The sequence below is a fragment of the Pseudoalteromonas sp. PAB 2.2 genome (assembly GCF_001938575.1).
GTDB lineage: Bacteria > Pseudomonadota > Gammaproteobacteria > Enterobacterales > Alteromonadaceae > Pseudoalteromonas > Pseudoalteromonas lipolytica.
Map to the genome: position 1 here is coordinate 16,871 of NZ_LYPI01000003.1, position 16,728 is coordinate 33,598.

The 16,728-nt window shown below is 40.3% G+C and carries 14 protein-coding genes; 9 read left to right on the top strand and 5 right to left on the bottom strand.

What is annotated here, in order from left to right; translation table 11 throughout:
• Nucleotides 1-41 precede the first annotated feature (41 nt).
• Complete coding sequence (locus tag BWD47_RS00180) at nucleotides 42-2,591, top strand: penicillin acylase family protein (protein WP_075593159.1); 2,550 nt, start codon at nucleotides 42-44, stop codon at nucleotides 2,589-2,591.
• On the opposite strand, the gene sfsA is transcribed toward BWD47_RS00180, so the two are convergent.
• Nucleotides 2,581-3,300 carry a DNA/RNA nuclease SfsA gene (sfsA, locus tag BWD47_RS00185; protein WP_074988886.1) on the bottom strand — a complete coding sequence of 240 codons (720 nt, stop codon included), beginning with the start codon at nucleotides 3,298-3,300 and terminating at the stop codon, nucleotides 2,581-2,583. The two genes, BWD47_RS00180 and sfsA, sit on opposite strands and share 11 nt — an antisense overlap.
• A gap of 161 nt (nucleotides 3,301-3,461) precedes the next feature.
• Here sfsA and pepB point away from each other — a divergent pair, with 161 nt between their 5' ends.
• From pepB to BWD47_RS00205, 4 genes are all read left to right on the top strand, one after another.
• Nucleotides 3,462-4,757, top strand: coding sequence for an aminopeptidase PepB (gene pepB / locus BWD47_RS00190; RefSeq protein ID WP_036971743.1), 1,296 nt, complete (start codon nucleotides 3,462-3,464; stop codon nucleotides 4,755-4,757).
• Between the two features lie 194 nt (nucleotides 4,758-4,951).
• The gene (locus BWD47_RS00195; RefSeq protein WP_036970696.1) at nucleotides 4,952-5,518 is read left to right on the top strand and encodes a phosphoribosyltransferase; all 567 of its coding nucleotides are present in this window, start codon (nucleotides 4,952-4,954) and stop codon (nucleotides 5,516-5,518) included.
• A gap of 419 nt (nucleotides 5,519-5,937) precedes the next feature.
• On the top strand, nucleotides 5,938-6,438 hold the full coding sequence (locus tag BWD47_RS00200; protein ID WP_036979831.1) for a transposase: 501 nt from the start codon (nucleotides 5,938-5,940) through the stop codon (nucleotides 6,436-6,438).
• Complete coding sequence (locus BWD47_RS00205; protein ID WP_256719127.1) at nucleotides 6,435-7,280, top strand: IS3 family transposase; 846 nt, start codon at nucleotides 6,435-6,437, stop codon at nucleotides 7,278-7,280. The genes BWD47_RS00200 and BWD47_RS00205 overlap by 4 nt, the downstream gene beginning before the upstream one ends.
• A gap of 62 nt (nucleotides 7,281-7,342) precedes the next feature.
• Here the strand turns inward: BWD47_RS00205 and BWD47_RS00210 are convergent, their stop codons facing one another.
• Complete coding sequence (locus BWD47_RS00210; protein WP_075593161.1) at nucleotides 7,343-7,720, bottom strand: hypothetical protein; 378 nt, start codon at nucleotides 7,718-7,720, stop codon at nucleotides 7,343-7,345.
• Between the two features lie 150 nt (nucleotides 7,721-7,870).
• Here BWD47_RS00210 and BWD47_RS00215 point away from each other — a divergent pair, with 150 nt between their 5' ends.
• Nucleotides 7,871-8,623 (top strand): Nif3-like dinuclear metal center hexameric protein, encoded by a 753-nt coding sequence (locus BWD47_RS00215; protein WP_075593162.1) that lies wholly within the window; start codon nucleotides 7,871-7,873, stop codon nucleotides 8,621-8,623.
• Between the two features lie 18 nt (nucleotides 8,624-8,641).
• Here the strand turns inward: BWD47_RS00215 and BWD47_RS00220 are convergent, their stop codons facing one another.
• The 3 genes from BWD47_RS00220 to BWD47_RS00230 all read right to left on the bottom strand — a co-directional run bounded on the left by BWD47_RS00220 (nucleotide 8,642) and on the right by BWD47_RS00230 (nucleotide 13,514).
• Complete coding sequence (locus BWD47_RS00220) at nucleotides 8,642-9,406, bottom strand: YdcF family protein (protein WP_036967513.1); 765 nt, start codon at nucleotides 9,404-9,406, stop codon at nucleotides 8,642-8,644.
• 52 nt (nucleotides 9,407-9,458) lie between these two features.
• A complete protein-coding gene (locus tag BWD47_RS00225; protein ID WP_075593163.1) occupies nucleotides 9,459-10,346 on the bottom strand; it encodes a LysR substrate-binding domain-containing protein in 888 nt (295 codons plus the stop codon).
• A gap of 795 nt (nucleotides 10,347-11,141) precedes the next feature.
• Entirely contained in the window at nucleotides 11,142-13,514 is a 2,373-nt protein-coding gene (locus BWD47_RS00230) for an EAL domain-containing protein (protein ID WP_075593164.1), read from the bottom strand.
• Between the two features lie 191 nt (nucleotides 13,515-13,705).
• Here BWD47_RS00230 and pyrC point away from each other — a divergent pair, with 191 nt between their 5' ends.
• The 3 genes from pyrC to BWD47_RS00245 all read left to right on the top strand — a co-directional run bounded on the left by pyrC (nucleotide 13,706) and on the right by BWD47_RS00245 (nucleotide 16,341).
• A complete protein-coding gene (gene pyrC / locus BWD47_RS00235; protein ID WP_075593165.1) occupies nucleotides 13,706-14,752 on the top strand; it encodes a dihydroorotase in 1,047 nt (348 codons plus the stop codon).
• A 329-nt stretch (nucleotides 14,753-15,081) separates the two neighbouring features.
• Nucleotides 15,082-15,291 carry a cold-shock protein gene (locus BWD47_RS00240; protein ID WP_036967526.1) on the top strand — a complete coding sequence of 70 codons (210 nt, stop codon included), beginning with the start codon at nucleotides 15,082-15,084 and terminating at the stop codon, nucleotides 15,289-15,291.
• A gap of 435 nt (nucleotides 15,292-15,726) precedes the next feature.
• Nucleotides 15,727-16,341, top strand: a complete 615-nt coding sequence (locus tag BWD47_RS00245) for a response regulator transcription factor (RefSeq protein ID WP_036967529.1) — start codon at nucleotides 15,727-15,729, stop codon at nucleotides 16,339-16,341.
• The last annotated feature ends 387 nt before the right edge of the window (nucleotides 16,342-16,728 follow it).

Sequence of the window (16,728 nt, forward strand, 5' to 3'; positions counted from 1 at the left end):
AGCTGGTTGATGGATATAATACTCATAATAAAGGAAGCACAATGAAACTTCATCCAATAATGTTCAGCATTGCAGCCGCATTTCTTGCTGTAGGTTGTAACTCAGATAACGATAATAAAACCGTTGAGCCCCCCGTTACGACAACACCCGAACCTGAAGATGTTGTAAAGGTCGCAATACCTACTTTTGCAGATAACAAGACGCTTGATGCCAATATTCGTTGGACAAGTTATGGCGTCCCACATATTACAGCATCAAACCTTGAAAGCTTGGCATTTGGCAGTGGCTATGCTTATGCAAAAGATCATGCGTGTTTATTAATGGATCAAATAATTAAAACCCGCGGCGAGCGTGCTAAATACTATGGCCCTGATCAAGTTGCGGGGAGTGGCGATTCAAAACACTTAATCTCTGATTTTGGTTATAAAGCACTAGGTGTAAATGAGTATGCGGCGGAACATTATGCTGAATTAGATGAAACAAGTCGTGCTCATTTTGAAGGGTTTGTGCAGGGCTTCAATAAATATGTGACTGATACGGGGGCTGAAAATTTAGCGCCTGAATGTGCATCTCAGCCTTGGGTTATTAGCTTAACGGCTCAAGATATGCTGGCTTATTCAATGGCGACAGTGCAACTTGCAAGCTCAGCTAACTTTTTAGAATTAGCATTTTTTGCAAACCCAGGTGATGGTGATGAGTATTTGCCTGTGCCAAGTGGTAGTGAACCGAGTGCCGTTTCGAGCCTTGTTAAAAATATAAATCAGCAAGCAAAGCAATTTAAGTTAGAGAAGAAATTTGAGCACTTGGGCTCAAATGGCTGGGGGCTGGGTAAAGAGATGATGGCCAACGGTCAGGGCGGATTATTAGCAAATCCACATTTTCCTCATGAAGGAAATTTGCGTTTTTGGCAGTCACACTTAACAGTCCCTGGTGCTATGAATGTGATGGGTGGGAGCCTGCAAGGCATGCCTGGCGTTATTAATATAGGTTTTAATGAACATGTGGCCTGGACGCACACCTTCTCGACGGCACGTCACTTTTTAATTTATCAGCTCGCATTAAATGAAAATGACCGCATGAGTTATGGTGTTGAGGGTGAGCAACACACTATTACCAGTAAAATGGTAACGGTGGAGGTTGCTGTGGGGCCAAACACAACGATTGAGCTTACAAAACCATTTTATTACAGCCACCATGGTTTGATGCTAGAAACGCCTGCTGAAAGAGGGTTAGGCTGGAATGACACTCAAGCATTTACCATAAAAGATGCCAATGAATTTAATATGGATGTTGTAGCGCAGTGGTCAGCACTCAACCAAGCCGTGAGTCTTGATGATATGAAAGCGTCATTCGCTCAGTTTGATGGGGTGTCGTTTAACAATACGATGGCAACAGATAAAACGGGCACTGTTTTTTACGTTGATGACAGCACAGTGCTTAAATTAGATGACACTGCTAACCTAGCAATTCGTTTGCAGCCTGAGCTCGTTGCTTTGAGGGAATCAACGGGCTTTGATTTGGTGCCTGGCAACATGAAGCTCTTTGAAAGCCAAGGTAAGGTGCCTTTTTCTGAAGCACCCCAGCTTACGCGGACAGACTATGTACAAAACTCGAATGATAGTTATTGGGTGACAAACTTAAAACAGCCTTTACTTGGTTTTGCTGCGCAGTATGGTGATGTACATAAGCCTTTATCACTAAGAACACGAATGGGTCTGAAGTTATTGCAAGAAGGCAGGGGAGAAGACGGTAAATTTACACTTGATGAATTAGAACAGGCATTAATTGGCAATCGTATCTATTTAGGTGAGCTGGTATTTACCGATTTAGCCTCACAATGTATTGCCCAAGGAAATACACCGGTGCAAGTTTCAGCGGGTATTGACGTGGATATTAGTCCTGCCTGCGATATCGTTGCTAACTGGAATGGTGCTATGAACTTAGATACAGAAGGTGCTGCATTGATCCGTGAGTTTGCGCATCTATTTAATCCTTCAGCACACTTATATAACAACTTTGATGTTACAGACCCGGCTAATACGCCTCATACTCTACGCCAAGATAAAGTTGCATTAAAAGCACTGGCGCACGCTATGTTAAATGTGCAGGCGAATGGGGTGCCATTAACAAGTACTTTAGCTGAGCTTCAGTTCGTAGAAAAATCACTGGCCGGAGGGCATGCTTCAGGTGAGCAGCTTCCATGGGCTGGGCCGATGCATGTTGAGGGAGGCTTTAATGTTTTCAGATACGATAGAAGTAATTTAACACGCTCTACTCTGATACCTTATGCTGATTATCAAACATTACCGGATGCAGTTACAGGCCAACCTTTAGCGTCAAATTTATCAGCGCAAGGCTACCCTGTGAACTATGGCTCAAGCTGGATGTTTGTGATGAATTTTACTGAGGATGGACCGGTTGCTAAAGGATTATTAACCATGTCACAGAGCTCTGATTCACGTTCAGAGCACTTTGATGATCAAAGCCGTTATTATTCTCAAACAGCAAAACTCAGACCGTTATACTACAAAGAAGCAGATATAGAACAAAATCTGATCGATGAAATTGATATCTCAATGACTAAGCAATAAACGGCACTTCTTCAGCCAGTACAATGTGACTGGCTGAAATCTCTGCTTTATAAGCATATACTTCTACACCACAGTCAACGGCGTGTACTAATAGTTCGCTGTATTTAGCATCTATATGTGATGCGCCACTGACTGTATTAATTCCTTGATGTAATACAGCAAAAAGCAAAACAGCTCGGTGCCCCTGTTGCACCATTTCTATTAACTCGCGCAGGTGTTTTTGTCCTCGCACTGTTTTAGCATCGGGAAAGTAACCTTGGCCAGTTTCTGGCTTTTCTTCTGATAGCAAGGTCACTGACTTAACCTCAACATAGCAATGAGCGGCGTTTTCAGCCGTTAATAAAAAATCGATGCGGCTATTCTCTTGACCGTATTTCACTTCAGCTTGCAGTGTATCGTAGCCATCAAGCTGCTTGATAAGATGATTTTCGAGAGCTTCTTGAACGACTTGATTAGCAACTGCAGTATTAACACAAATTAAATGCCCATGTTGATTTTGGGTGAGTTGTAACGATTGCGGGTATTTACGTTTTGGGTTATCACTGGTTGAGTAAAACGCGTTAAAACCTGGCTCGGCACAGCCTGTCATTTTGCCTGTATTGGCGCAGTGTGCTGTAAATTGTTGATTATCTTGCGTGACTAAATCAGCTAAAAATCGCTTATAGCGCTTTAATAAAGTGGCTGATTGTAATGGAGGATTAAATTTCATTATTTTGTTTTTATTTGAGCTTTTCTATATTGTAAGTGAATAACCAAGCAGAGTGCACCTTCGTTGTCATTTAAGGCGTTATTTATCGCAAGCGGTTGGGAACTGACGTAGCCTGTAGTAAACTCAGTGAACAATTTTTAGCGCAAAAAGAGTATTCTAACATGTCGGAAAAATTTTTAGTTCAACTAAGCGAGCAGGCTGCTGCCGCACATTGGGGTGATAAAGCCTCTCTTTCTTTTACTGAACAAGGCGCAACTATTCATTTAACTGAACAAGATACACTTAAAAACGTTCAGAAAGCAGCGCGTACGTTAGCGAATCAAGGTTTAAAAAATATTGCGCTAACGGGTGATGTTTGGTGCACAGAAACACAGTGGGCTTTTTACCAAGGCTTTGTTTCACCAAAGAATTTAGACGCAGTTGAATTTGCCGAGAATGCAAAAACAGACAGCAAAGAGCTGGCTTCTTTAACGCAAGCAGCGACTTGGGCTCGTCAAATGATCAATGGGACCGCTGATGATATTTTCCCTGAAAGCCTTGCTGGTAAAGCGGCTGAGTTTATTCAGTCATTAGCGCCTGAGCATGTTAGCTATCAAATTATTAAAGGGGATGCATTACTTGAGCAGCAATGGATTGGTATTCATGCGGTTGGTCGTGGTAGTGAGCGCCCACCTGTACTACTTGAGCTAGACTATAACCCTACGGGTGACGAAACGGCGCCAGTGGCCGCTGCGCTTGTTGGTAAAGGCATTACATTTGATTCTGGCGGTTACTCTATTAAGCCAAGTGAAGGCATGCTAGGCATGAAGTGTGACATGGGCGGTGCAGCAACCGTAACGGCTGGTTTAGCACTTGCGATTAACCGTGGCGTTAATAAGCGCATTAAATTATTCCTATGTTGTGCTGAAAACTTAATTTCAGGCCATGCATATAAACTAGGTGATATTCTTACCTATAAAAATGGCACCACAGTTGAAATTGTTAATACCGATGCCGAAGGCCGTCTAGTGCTTGCTGATGGCTTAATGGCTGCGGGTGAAACCGGTGCGCCATTAATTATTGATGCGGCAACGCTAACCGGTGCTGCACTGGTGGCTGTTGGTCAAGAGTACAACGCACTATTTGGCCTTGATAAAGAGTTTGTCCGTGAAGTGCAAGACTTTGCAGAGCAAGAAATGGAAGGCGCTTGGCCATTACCGCTTGAGAAGTGGCATCAACAAAATTGCCCTTCACCATATGCTGATACAGCAAACAGCCGCCCACAAAAAGGCGGTGGCTATGGTGGTGCATCGAATGCGGCTGGTTTCTTATCTCGCTTTGTGCCAAATGATGGCAAGGGGTGGGTTCATATTGACCTTGCAGCAGCATTTAATATGGGTAGCACAAGCGAGTGGGCTGCAGGTGCAACAACCCAAGGGATGCGCACAGTAGCAAGAACGTTATTAGAGAAAGCGTAATAACCAGTTTGCTAACTAAATAAGTAAAAACGCCCGATGATGGGCGTTTTTTCGTTTTTGGTAATTTTACAAACGGATACAAGATTTTTCGCACAATATAGTATAAAATCTCGCCCCACATTTTCTCATCAAGTGGTTAGTTTATATTTCATTAACTACACTTGGATGATCAATTCACACTGGGGTTTCTATTTATGTCAGATAAGTGCTATATCACTGCGCAGCAGCTTCTCGAAGATTCATTTCGTGTTGCGGCACAAGTTTATGACGATGGTTTTCGTCCTGATTTCATCATTGGTATTTGGCGTGGTGGCGCTCCAATTGGTATTGCAGTACAAGAATACTACGATTACAAAGGCATAGAGACAGACCACATTGCTGTTCGTACATCATCGTATTACGGTATCAATCAGCAATCGAAAGAAATTAAAGTACACGGCCTGCATTATATTATTGAAAATGCAAATGCGGGTGACTCTTTGCTTATTGTGGATGATGTTTTTGATTCTGGCCGCAGTATTTTTGCATTAAAAGAAAAGTTATCTGAATTAATGCGCTTAAACTTACCACGCGATATTCGCGTTGCTTGCCCCTACTACAAGCCTAAAAACTCAAAGGTAGACATGGTGCCAGATTATTATATTCATGAGTCTGACGAGTGGCTGGTGTTCCCTCACGAGCTTTCAGGCTTAACACCTGATGAAATTATTGAAGGTAAATCGGATTTAGCCAATATCCACGATTTACTGCTCAAAAAGTAAATTTTTTAAAAATGTATGAAAAAGGCCCTGTTCAGGGTCTTTTTTGTATTCAGTTCTCACACCAATTCGCAATAATACTTAATCATTTTGAGAGATTAAACAGCTCACTACCGGGCTAAAAATTTCTTATTTACGGCTGCATCGAAGCAGGAGGTAGAGCAGTGCAGGAGCAATTGCTGAGAACAACTAAATACCGAAATTTTGCTTTATTATCAACGAAGTTTTATCACCTCAAAATTTCTTACTTAATTAAGCGAATTGGTATCATTTGATAGTGCTTGTTGAAGATCGCTTTTTGTTATTTAGCCTTGTTTGCTACTAGCCCCAGCTGCTATTCGTTGTTGTTGATGAGAATAAAAAACCGCGCATAATGAAGTGACCCCCAATAGTTGGACATTCCAATTACTGGGGGTCTTTTTATGTCCAAACATCATCGAGCTTTTAAGCTCAAAATAGCAGAGCTCGCTTTGTCTGAAAGCTCTTCGACAGTAAGTAACAGATTTAATGTTACAGATAGGCAGGTCCGATATTGGACCGCTATTTATCGAATTCATGGCGCTGAAAGCTTCAGGTCTGTTCACAAACCTTATTCTCAAGCATTTAAGGTAGAAGTGTTAAAAACGATGACAGCAAACAGTTGGTCACTCGGTTATACCAGTGCTTTCTTCGATTTATCGTCCCCTGGCATTCTTTTTCAATGGCAAAAGCTTTATGCTCGTGATGGTATATCACGTCTCAAACCACAAATAAAAGGTAGGCCAGTCATGACTAATAATTCTTCTTCATCAAAACCAGTAGAGCAAATGACTGAGGAGGAGTTACGAGAAGAATTAGCATACTTACGAGCAGAGAATGATGTGCTAAAAAAGTTAGAAGCCTTGGCTCAAGCCAGAAAGAAAAAAGCAAAGACAAGACGATAGTCGTCGAAGAGTTCAAGGCAAAACATAGCTTACGACACCTTTTAAAGGCTACAGGGCTGCCAAAGAGTGTTTACTATTATCATCGCACTACCTGTAAGCAACCCTGTGCAAGCAATGATTTACTGGTAAAAATACGTGATATCTATCACGCGCATAAAGGACGATATGGCTATCGCAGAATTACGAGTGCTCTGAGAACAATGGGGGTACTTGTTAATCATAAGCGCGTTCAACGGCTGATGAATGAGTTAGGCCTCAAGTCAAAAGTAAGGCCTAAGCGCTATAAATCCTATAAAGGTGAAGTGGGTAAAATCGCAGAAAATACGCTTAACCGCGAGTTTAGTGCGCAGAAGCCAAATCAAAAATGGGTGACGGATGTGACAGAGTTTAAAGTGAATAATGAGAAGGTATATCTATCGCCTATGATTGACCTATTCAACCAAGAGGTAATCAGTTACGAAGTCAGAAAATCCGTTGCACTCCCTTTGGTAACTGACATGCTTAAAACAGCAACTGCTAGGTTGAAGCCAAATGAAAAGCCAGTTGTACACTCAGATCAAGGGTGGCAATATCAAAACAAACAATATCAAAATCATCTCAAGGAAAAAGGGTTGCAACAAAGTATGTCTAGAAAAGGAAATTGTTTAGATAATGCGGTTGCTGAGAACTTCTTCGGCATATTGAAGAGTGAGATGTACCACAACGAAACGTTTAAAGACGTGAATGAGCTTATTGAAAACATCAAAGAATATATCCACTATTACAACAACGAGCGTATTAAGCTGAAACTAAAAGGCCTGAGTCCGATACAGTATCGAAATCAGGCCTTGGCAGCCGCTTAAAAATGAGTCCAACTTTATGGGGTCACTTCATTAGTAGCGGTTTTTTCCCAATGTGTAATTAGTTACACAACACCACGAGGTAAACGACAATCGTGGTCTTTTTCAGCTAGGTTAACAATCCACAGCTCTTCAGCTTTGAAACCATCATCATTCGCTTTCACTACGGTGAATGGTGACTTTTTAATTGACTTAGCTGGCGCAGCGGTTTTAGTTTTGGTTTTTTTTGCCGGTGCTTTTGGTGCTTCTTCTGCTTTAGGCTCAGCTGTTTTACCAGAAGTGAGCTCTTCAGTCAGCGCTGCAACATCAGCAAGGCGCAAATTTTTGCCACCGTCGATGCTATACCAACCAGGTTTTGTTGTGATTTCAGGTTTTTTACCATTCGCTGCTTCATAAGCTGCTTCGAAGGCATTTAACACTTCTGTTTTGTCTAGTTTGCTCATCAGAGACCCTATACGTTGTAAACACAGATTAAGAATATATATTTATACCTATTTTCAGCTTACTTTTCAATTTTTTGCGATTTTCCTTCCATTTTTGACTTATAAACGCCAAAATTTGCACAAATTTAAGGGGTAGAGGACGATTTCTATATGCAACGTAAACAATTTACTCAGTTATTAAACGACATTCTAAAACCCGACTCAATCGCAGATTTTTGCCCGAATGGGCTTCAGGTTGAAGGTGCAAACGAGGTAAAAAAAATAGTGACAGGGGTCACGGCAAGCCAAGCATTGATTGATGCGGCTATTGAGCACGGCGCGGATACTATTTTGGTTCACCATGGATATTTTTGGAAAGGTGAGTCTCAGCCAATCACAGGTATGAAAAAACGGCGTGTAGCGGCGTTACTTGCTCATGATATCAACTTATTTGCTTATCATCTGCCATTAGATGTTCATCCTGTCATTGGCAACAATGCGCAACTTGCACACTTATTAGATATTGAGCTTAGCGCGGGCCTTGAAGCGGGACCAAACAGCGTCGCAGTAAAAGGATTTTTAAAAACACCTTTAACGGGCAAAGAGTTTGCAGACAAAATTAGCACAGTGCTACACCGTGAACCTTTAACGAGCTTAGTGCGCGATGACAAGATTGAAACCATTGCTTGGTGTACAGGGGGTGGGCAAGGTTATATTGACTTAGCTGCTGCTCAAGGTATTGATGCCTATTTGACAGGTGAAGCATCTGAGCAAACTATTCATAGCTCGCGAGAGCAAGGAATTGATTTTTTCGCTGCAGGTCACCATGCTACTGAGCGATACGGAATAAAAGCGCTTGGCGAGCTTTTAGCTGAGCAGCATGGTTTTGATGTTACTTTTATAGATATTGATAACCCTGTTTAATCTAACAGGGTTAAGTGATTACAACGCCTCTGGATCAATCCAGCGGCGTAATTTAATCCACAGACTGCCTACCTTTTCGTGGCTCACTCGTGTAACTGCAACGAGTACATCGGCACTGGGGATAAATTGTTTGTACATGGGAAATTGGCTGTAATCTTTATAATCTGTTGCTGCGGGTATTACCTCGATTCCTTGCGCGTTGAAGAGATCTTTTGCGCGCGGCATATGGCTTGCAGATGTGACTAAAGCACTCTTTTTGTCGACCAAATATATCGCCAGTCTTTTCGCTTCTTCTGCGGTGTCCATCGCAAGCGGGTTTTGTTTGATCCTTGATGCTGCGATACCTAATGTCTTGGCTGTTTCAAACATCAATTGGCTGTTTGTGGTATTGGCAAAGCCACCACCAGAGACAAATAAAATAGCATCCGGGTATTGATGCGCAAGTTTTACACCCTCTAATAAGCGGCTTATAGCACAATCGCCCAGTTGGTTATTAGCAACAAGTTGTGGATGCGGCATGATGGTACAACCTAAAACAACAATGTTATCAATCTGGGAGTGTTGGCGTTTATTAAATTGCCATTGTGGGTTATTACTTGAAGCAATCAGCGTTTGACCAACATAAGGGGTGCTTACAATTAGTAGGCTTAATACACTGATAAACCCTAAATAGAGCGCTTTTCGTCGCTGTGTTATCGCTAGAAATACCATTAGTAATGTTATTATGCCAAGCAACGGGAGTGGCATTAACAATGAGCCAATTATCTTCTTAATTTCAAACATAGTAAATACAAGTGATTGTAAGATATAACGATGTTAGATAGTTTATCTGTGTTTAGCGACCATTATTTAGTTTGCAAGTATTCAAAAAATGACGATATACAGGATTATCTTTCATATTTTTTTTCATTGCTAAGTACATAGGACGTGTAAGACCTAGAGCACCTAATGGAATTGATTTTATCAAGCCTTGGCTTTCATAAGGTGTAACTAACCAGTCTGGTAGCGCAGCAACCCCCATTCCAGCACTAACAAGCTGAAAAATTAATAAGCCTTGGTCAACGGTTTTAAGTGTGCCGTCAAAGCGTGCATTTTGTATAAAATGCTTAAAAATGTCCTGACGTTCACGTGGAATAGGGTATGAAATGATTGTTTCGTTTTTCAGATCCAGGGCGGTCACATAGGCTTTTTTTGCAAGCTCATGATCAGGTGCCACGATTAATTTTAATTTAAAGTCGAATAGATGTGCATATTCGAGCTGATCTGGTTCACGAATATCTGATGTAAGTACAAGATCGAGTTCGTCATTCATTAAATCAGGAATAGCATCGTAGCTAAAACCGCGTTCATAATCGACTTTAATGTCTGGCCAAAAATTATTAAATTCTTTAATTGTCGGCAACAGCCAATGGAAACAGGCGTGACACTCAACACTTAATCTCAAGTTTGATATTGGTTGATTAAGACTCTCTTTTAATCGACATTTTGTGGCTTCTACCCGAGGAAGCACCTCGTTGGCTAATTCAAGTAAGAGCATGCCCTGCGGTGTGAAACGAACCGGTTGTGTTTTTCGTTCGAATAACTGGCAGTCGAGTTTATTTTCGAGATCTTTAATCTGATGTGATAACGCTGATTGCGTTAAGAAGAGTTCTCGGGCTGTATTAACTAAAGAACCGGTCTTTTTAAGTGTCGCAATTGTTTTAAGGTGCTTTATATCAATCATCTTTAAAAAATCTCATGAAAAATGTGAGTCAAACTCAGATTACAAACATACTACGCTTTCGTTTATATTTTTTCAACGTCTAGACGTCTAAAGTAGCGTTGTTTTTTACTGCATGTTTACAATAACCTTTCTAAACAATAAATGACAGCGTTGTCAGTTTGTTTTTTTACACTTGCTGCGATATTTCCATGAATTTACCTCAAGTTTATAAGTGGCGAATTTAGCAGTCATAGGAAAAGCGACAAAAAAGAGAAAACTCAATAAAGGTATCCCGAGTGCCGCCAGTGCCAAATTTAGCTTTTGAAGCCTAAAAATGTGAACTGGGTATAAGGTGAACTCAGGTATAAAGGTAAACTTAAGGTATAGAGTGAGAAAGGTTAATGTGCTGTGTAGAGGGGAGTGGCATGTATATATTGCTCAATAGAGGGCTCTGTGTTCAGTGTTAGCAAGTTATATAAACACCGATATAAAAAGGTATACGTTGAGTCATCCCGTTGCTAGCAAGGCGTTTAATTTAGCGGCAATAAATGTGAGGTAAGAACACCGCGTCGGTAGCAAGCACATTGTGTTATGTAGCTGTGTTATTAGTGTTTGGTAATCGCCTTTGCATTGCTGTAACTCCTGCATCCATGGAGGCGTTAATCAGACATCCTTAACGCTGTGTATGTCAGGTTTAATGCCTGAAAATGATTGCGTATGGTTGCTAAAGGTTATTACAGCAAGCTTATCAAAAACAAATCCGTCTTTTTACAGTAAGGTCGTTTTTTTCATGGCTTATAAAGGCGAGTATGCTTTTTATAAGCCATGTAAAATAACGTTTTTAGCATCCTTTGCCGGCATTGGCCTTGCTTTTAAAAAGCCTTGACCAAATTTACACGGTGTTTGTTTTAAGATGGCTAGCTGTTGCTCAGTTTCAATTCCTTCTGCAACCACATCAAGCTGTAATGATTGTGCTAAAGATAATATGGCATCTATTAATGGGTTATGTGATTTTGTAATATGATCAATAAAGCTCTTATCAATTTTTAAGATATGAATCGGTAATTGGTGTAAATAGCCTAGGGCAGAGTAACCTGTCCCAAAGTCATCTAAGCAAAGTTTTACTTCAAGGGGCGCTAACCCTTTTATTATTTTAGTTGCGAGTTCTAAATTACCTATTAGCCCTGATTCTGTAATTTCTAGACAGAGTGACCCTAACGGAAGTTGATACTTTTTATATAAGGCATGCATTTGGGCTACAAAATCAAGACTCGCAAAGTGCCTAGACGAGACATTAACAGTGACTCTGGTAAAGGGAAGTCCGTGTTGATACCAATGTGAAATTTGCTGAGCTGCTAAGTCGAGTAAATGCAGGTCTAAGTTGATGATTTGCCCTGTATCTTCTGCAACGGGGATAAAATCATTCGGTGCTACAAACCCTTTGGTTGGATGGTGCCAGCGTACCAGTGCTTCAAAGCCAATGACCTGTGCCTCTTGAATTGTAAAAATTGGTTGGTAATAAAGCTCAAATTCATTGTGTTCAATACCATGCTGTAAATCATTTTCGATATCGGCATGGGTTTTTAGCTTTTTACGCATTGTGTTATTAAAAAACTTTACGTGTCCACGCCCTGAAGATTTAGCTTCGTACATGGCTGCATCAGCATGTTGCAATAATTTGTAAGCTTTGTCGTTTTCACTCTCACAAAATGCAACGCCAATACTGGTAGATGCCTGTAATAAGTGGCCGTCAATATTAAGGGGATCAGCTAGTGCAGTTTGAATTCGCTCTAGGGCATCATTTATTTGCTGCTTATCGGTTATATTCTCCATAAAAATCGCAAATTCGTCTCCCCCTAAACGGGCAAAAGTATCTGTGTTACGAATGGTGCCTTGAATTAACTCACAAATTCTCACTAAAAAATGGTCACCCACTTCATGACCTAATGAGTCATTAATACTTTTAAACCGATCAAAATCTAAGTACAACAACGCATGTTGGGTCTCTTTATTCGCACGTGCTAAACGCAATATGCCGTGTTTTATGCGTTCAATTAATAATGAACGGTTTGCTAACCCTGTTAGTTCATCATGTAATGCACGGTGCTCTAATTCTTGACGTGATAATTGACGGTCAATAGCCATGCTAATTTGGCGACTTACATAGGTAAGAAGCGCGCGATCATGCTCACTGTAGTGATAACGATCACTGTAGCTTTGCACCGCAATGACCCCGCTAATTCTGTCATTTACTTTAAAGGGAACACCTAACCATGATTCTGCTTGGCGACCCACCATTTTAAAATGGCCTGCATCAATATGTTGCTGGAATTCTTCCTTATTGAATAATAGAGATTGCTCTGTTGTGAGCAGATAATAGGAAGCCGTGTCTTTTAATAGATCCTTAGAGATTTTTTTGTGTGCGTTAGAGCGCACTCCTTCTTCGATAATATAAACGATATCGAGCACATCACATTTTTTGTCATAAAGCCCGATGAAAAAGTTATCAGCCCTGAGTAGCGTGGTAATAATGGCATGAAGTGACTCAAAAAAGCTGTCGAGTTCGCTAGATTGATAGGTAAGATTGGCTATCTGTAGCATACAATTTTCAAGTTTTTGCGCATCGTTTAACTGATTAACAGTTTGCTTTAAGTTTTTAACGGTTCTGACTTGGTCGATTTTTGCACTGAGTAAATGGGCAACCGTTGATAAAATCTCAAGGTGAGCATCGTTATAGTAATGTTTTTGCGGATGCTCGCAGTCAATGACCCCTAAGATTTTTTCTTTATAAACCAGTGGCACACATAATTCAGACAGGGCGGGGCGCGCATCTGCGATATAACGTTTTTCGTGTCTTACATCGCCTATCATTAAAGGTTTGCCAGTGGATGCAACATACCCGGTTATACCCTGATCAAAACTAATTTCTGTGCGGTCAATGTAATAAGAGTTATCACCGGTATTTGTTTTACCCATCGAAGCAACTTCTTTGAGGGTACGTGCTTCATCATCTGCTAAGTAAATGACACACTCAATGAACCCGAGTCTGTTTACAACATGTGATGTGACGTACTCAAGTAGCTCTTCTATGGTGTCTAACTGCATCAACGATGATGAAAACTGATTAATGATATGCAACTGATCTGTTTTGACTTCAAGTGCACTCGCGGTATCTAAATGTTTAGGCATAATAAAGAAAAATGAGCCAATTAATCTGTTAATTAATTACGTTAACCTACTATCAATATATCCACAAAGTTATTTTCAAAAAAAACTGAAACTGGTGTAAACTACGCACCTGAATATAAACGAAAGTAAGTCAATTAGTGATTTAACCTCGTTTAAGCTATCCCTCTAACTCTTAGCCGTGGAAACCAGCAATGTCAGATTTAAATACGATTCAAACCCTCACAATTACACGACCAGACGATTGGCATATTCATTTACGCGACGGTGATCAATTGGTCGATACTGTCCGTGATGCAAGCCGCTACATGGGTCGTGCGATTATTATGCCTAATCTTGTTCCACCGGCTACCTGTACCGATAGTGCATTGGCGTATTATGAGCGTATTAAAGCGGCTGGCCCACAGGGTGATTTTGAACCACTAATGGTGCTTTATCTCACTGATAAAACGAGCCCAGAAGAGATAAAAAAAGCAAAAGCAACAGGAAAAATTGTTGCTGCAAAGCTTTACCCTGCAGGTGCGACAACAAACTCTGACTCGGGTGTTACATCAATTAAGAATATTTACCCAGTTCTAGAAGCGATGCAAGACGTCGGTATGTTATTACTTGTTCATGGTGAAGTGACCGATTCATCGATAGATATATTTGACCGTGAAAAAGTGTTTTTAGAAACCATTCTTGCCGATGTTGTGAATGATTTCCCAAGCTTGAAAATTGTCCTTGAGCATATCACCACAAAAGATGCGGTAGAGTTTGTTAATAGCGCACCAGATAATGTTGCTGCAACAATTACAGCTCATCACCTTTTATACAATCGTAACCATATGTTGGCAGGCGGCATTCGTCCACATTATTACTGTTTACCTATACTGAAGCGCAATATCCATCAGCAAGCGCTGATTGCGGCGGCGACAAGTGGCAGTAAAAAGTTTTTCTTGGGAACCGACTCTGCACCGCATTATAAAGATAAGAAAGAGGCTGCTTGCGGTTGTGCGGGTGCTTATACCGCACATGCAGCGATTGAACTCTATGCAGAAGCGTTTGAGGAAGCGGGGGCTTTAGATAAGCTAGAAGGCTTTGCGAGTCATTATGGCCCTGACTTTTACGGTTTGCCGCGCAATTGCGATACCATCACGTTAGTGAAAGAAAGTTGGACAGTGCCTGCTACTTATAAATTAGGCGATTCGCAGGTAGTGCCTATTAAGGCCGAAGCGCAAATGGACTGGCAAGTAAAGTAAGATAAAATAAAGAAATAAAAGCCCATCAAAGTTGATGGGCTTTTTTCATTGTAATTTAATTGTTTAGAAATACGCCTGTCATATTTTTAAAACTGAAGGTTGACCTTAAAATAATTTTCGATTAATAGAGCTAAAAGACATTTATTGTGTTAGTCTTAAGTTGCTTTGAGTTTTTGCGTATTGAATTTACGGATAATGTGCGGCTTGTACGGTTACCGGTTGGTTATTAGTTCTTCCTGTACTTTACCCCAAGTTTATTGGGCATTCACTCAGGGAGGATAGAGCCATTATGGCTGAATTTTAATAATTGACTTACAGGAAAATTTGGTATGTCAAACACGGTTACTGGTAAAGTTAAGTTCTTCAACGAAGCTAAAGGCTTTGGTTTTATTGAACAAGAAAATGGTCCTGACGTATTCGTACATTTCAGTGCTATCACAGGTACAGGCTTCCGCACTCTTAGCGAAGGCCAACAAGTATCTTTCGGCATCAAACAAGGTCAAAAAGGCCCTGAAGCTGAGAACGTAGAAGTAGCATAATTTTTTATGTGAAACTTAGTACATTTTGGTGAAACAGTTTCTGTTTCACCAAAATTCATTCTTAATAAACACACTTCCTCTGCATAATTTAATCAATTACTTCTCATGTACCGAAATTATATTCCTCCAAAGGCATTAATTTAGGTTTTTTATATCAGCCATTCGGCTATAAGTTAAATAACTATTCCTTAAAAGCTACTCTCCATAACTAAAGTATTATATGCTTTGCGCAGGATCTATTTAATGTGACATTGATAGTTGTGTAATTTGGTAGTTTTTATCACTCAAGTTACGATTTCAAACTGGCGATAATAAGTTTGAAGATATTTTCAACAATCTGAAAATTTCCCGCTAAACTTAGTACAACTCGAACGTAGAAAAAATACTGAGTAATTCATACTTGTTTGATAAAATATAATGAAGGTTTGCTAATTGATGAGCATAGGAAACAATATTCTGCTGGTAGACGATCACCCGATGGTGGCAACAGCAATTAAAATGGTGCTAGCTAAGTCAACTCTCGTAAACGAAGTTCAAGCTGTTGCAAGTCAAAAGGAGGCGCTGCAGTTTTTAAAGAATAATAATGTTGCGCTAGCGATTCTAGATATTGAACTGGAAGACTCCGACGGCTTTAGTTTATACAAGCGAGCTGTCAGTGGCGGTTTTACTGGGAAAGTGTTGTTTTTGTCAGCTAAGCAAGACAAACACATTATTCGTACCGCTGCTAAATTAGGTGCACAAGGCTTCGTTAATAAAGCAGAAAGTTTAGAAGACATTTCGTCAGCTGTTGAAATGATTTTGCGAGGTTACACGTTTTTTCCACAAGACCACTTAGTGGCCTGTGAAAAAGACATTGATGAGCTGCTTACTGAGCGTGAACTTGCGGTAATGAATTATTTATTGCAAGGGCTATCCAATAAAGATATCGGTGAGAAGCTATTTATTAGCAATAAAACAGTGAGCACCTATAAAGCAAAGATTTTTGAAAAGCTTGAGGTAGACTCAATAATATCGTTGGCAAAGCTTGTAAAAGATCGCGCGGTATTCTAACCAATTTCTTGATGACACATAACACGCTCACTGTATTCATCCTTCCAGTCGGAAGGGTGAATTGCCTGCTTATTGAACATTAATCTCTTTTTAATGCATAAAAATTCTTCAAAACCGTTTTGTTCGAAAAAAAAGAGATTTTTTTTTTCACTTATCTTTACCTATTTAAACTTTTATTAAATGTTACATTTATGTTTAAGTTTGAATCTAATCTGAACGGAATGATTGCCAATCAAGGGTTATAGAACCTTAACGCGAACACCTCTGTTATATTTTTGTTAATTCATTGTTTTGGCTATTTTCATAGCAACGACGAGTGACCAAATTTTTCCGATGAAACCCGAACATCAAGTTGACAGACTCTAATGCATTTAGCATTATTGGAGG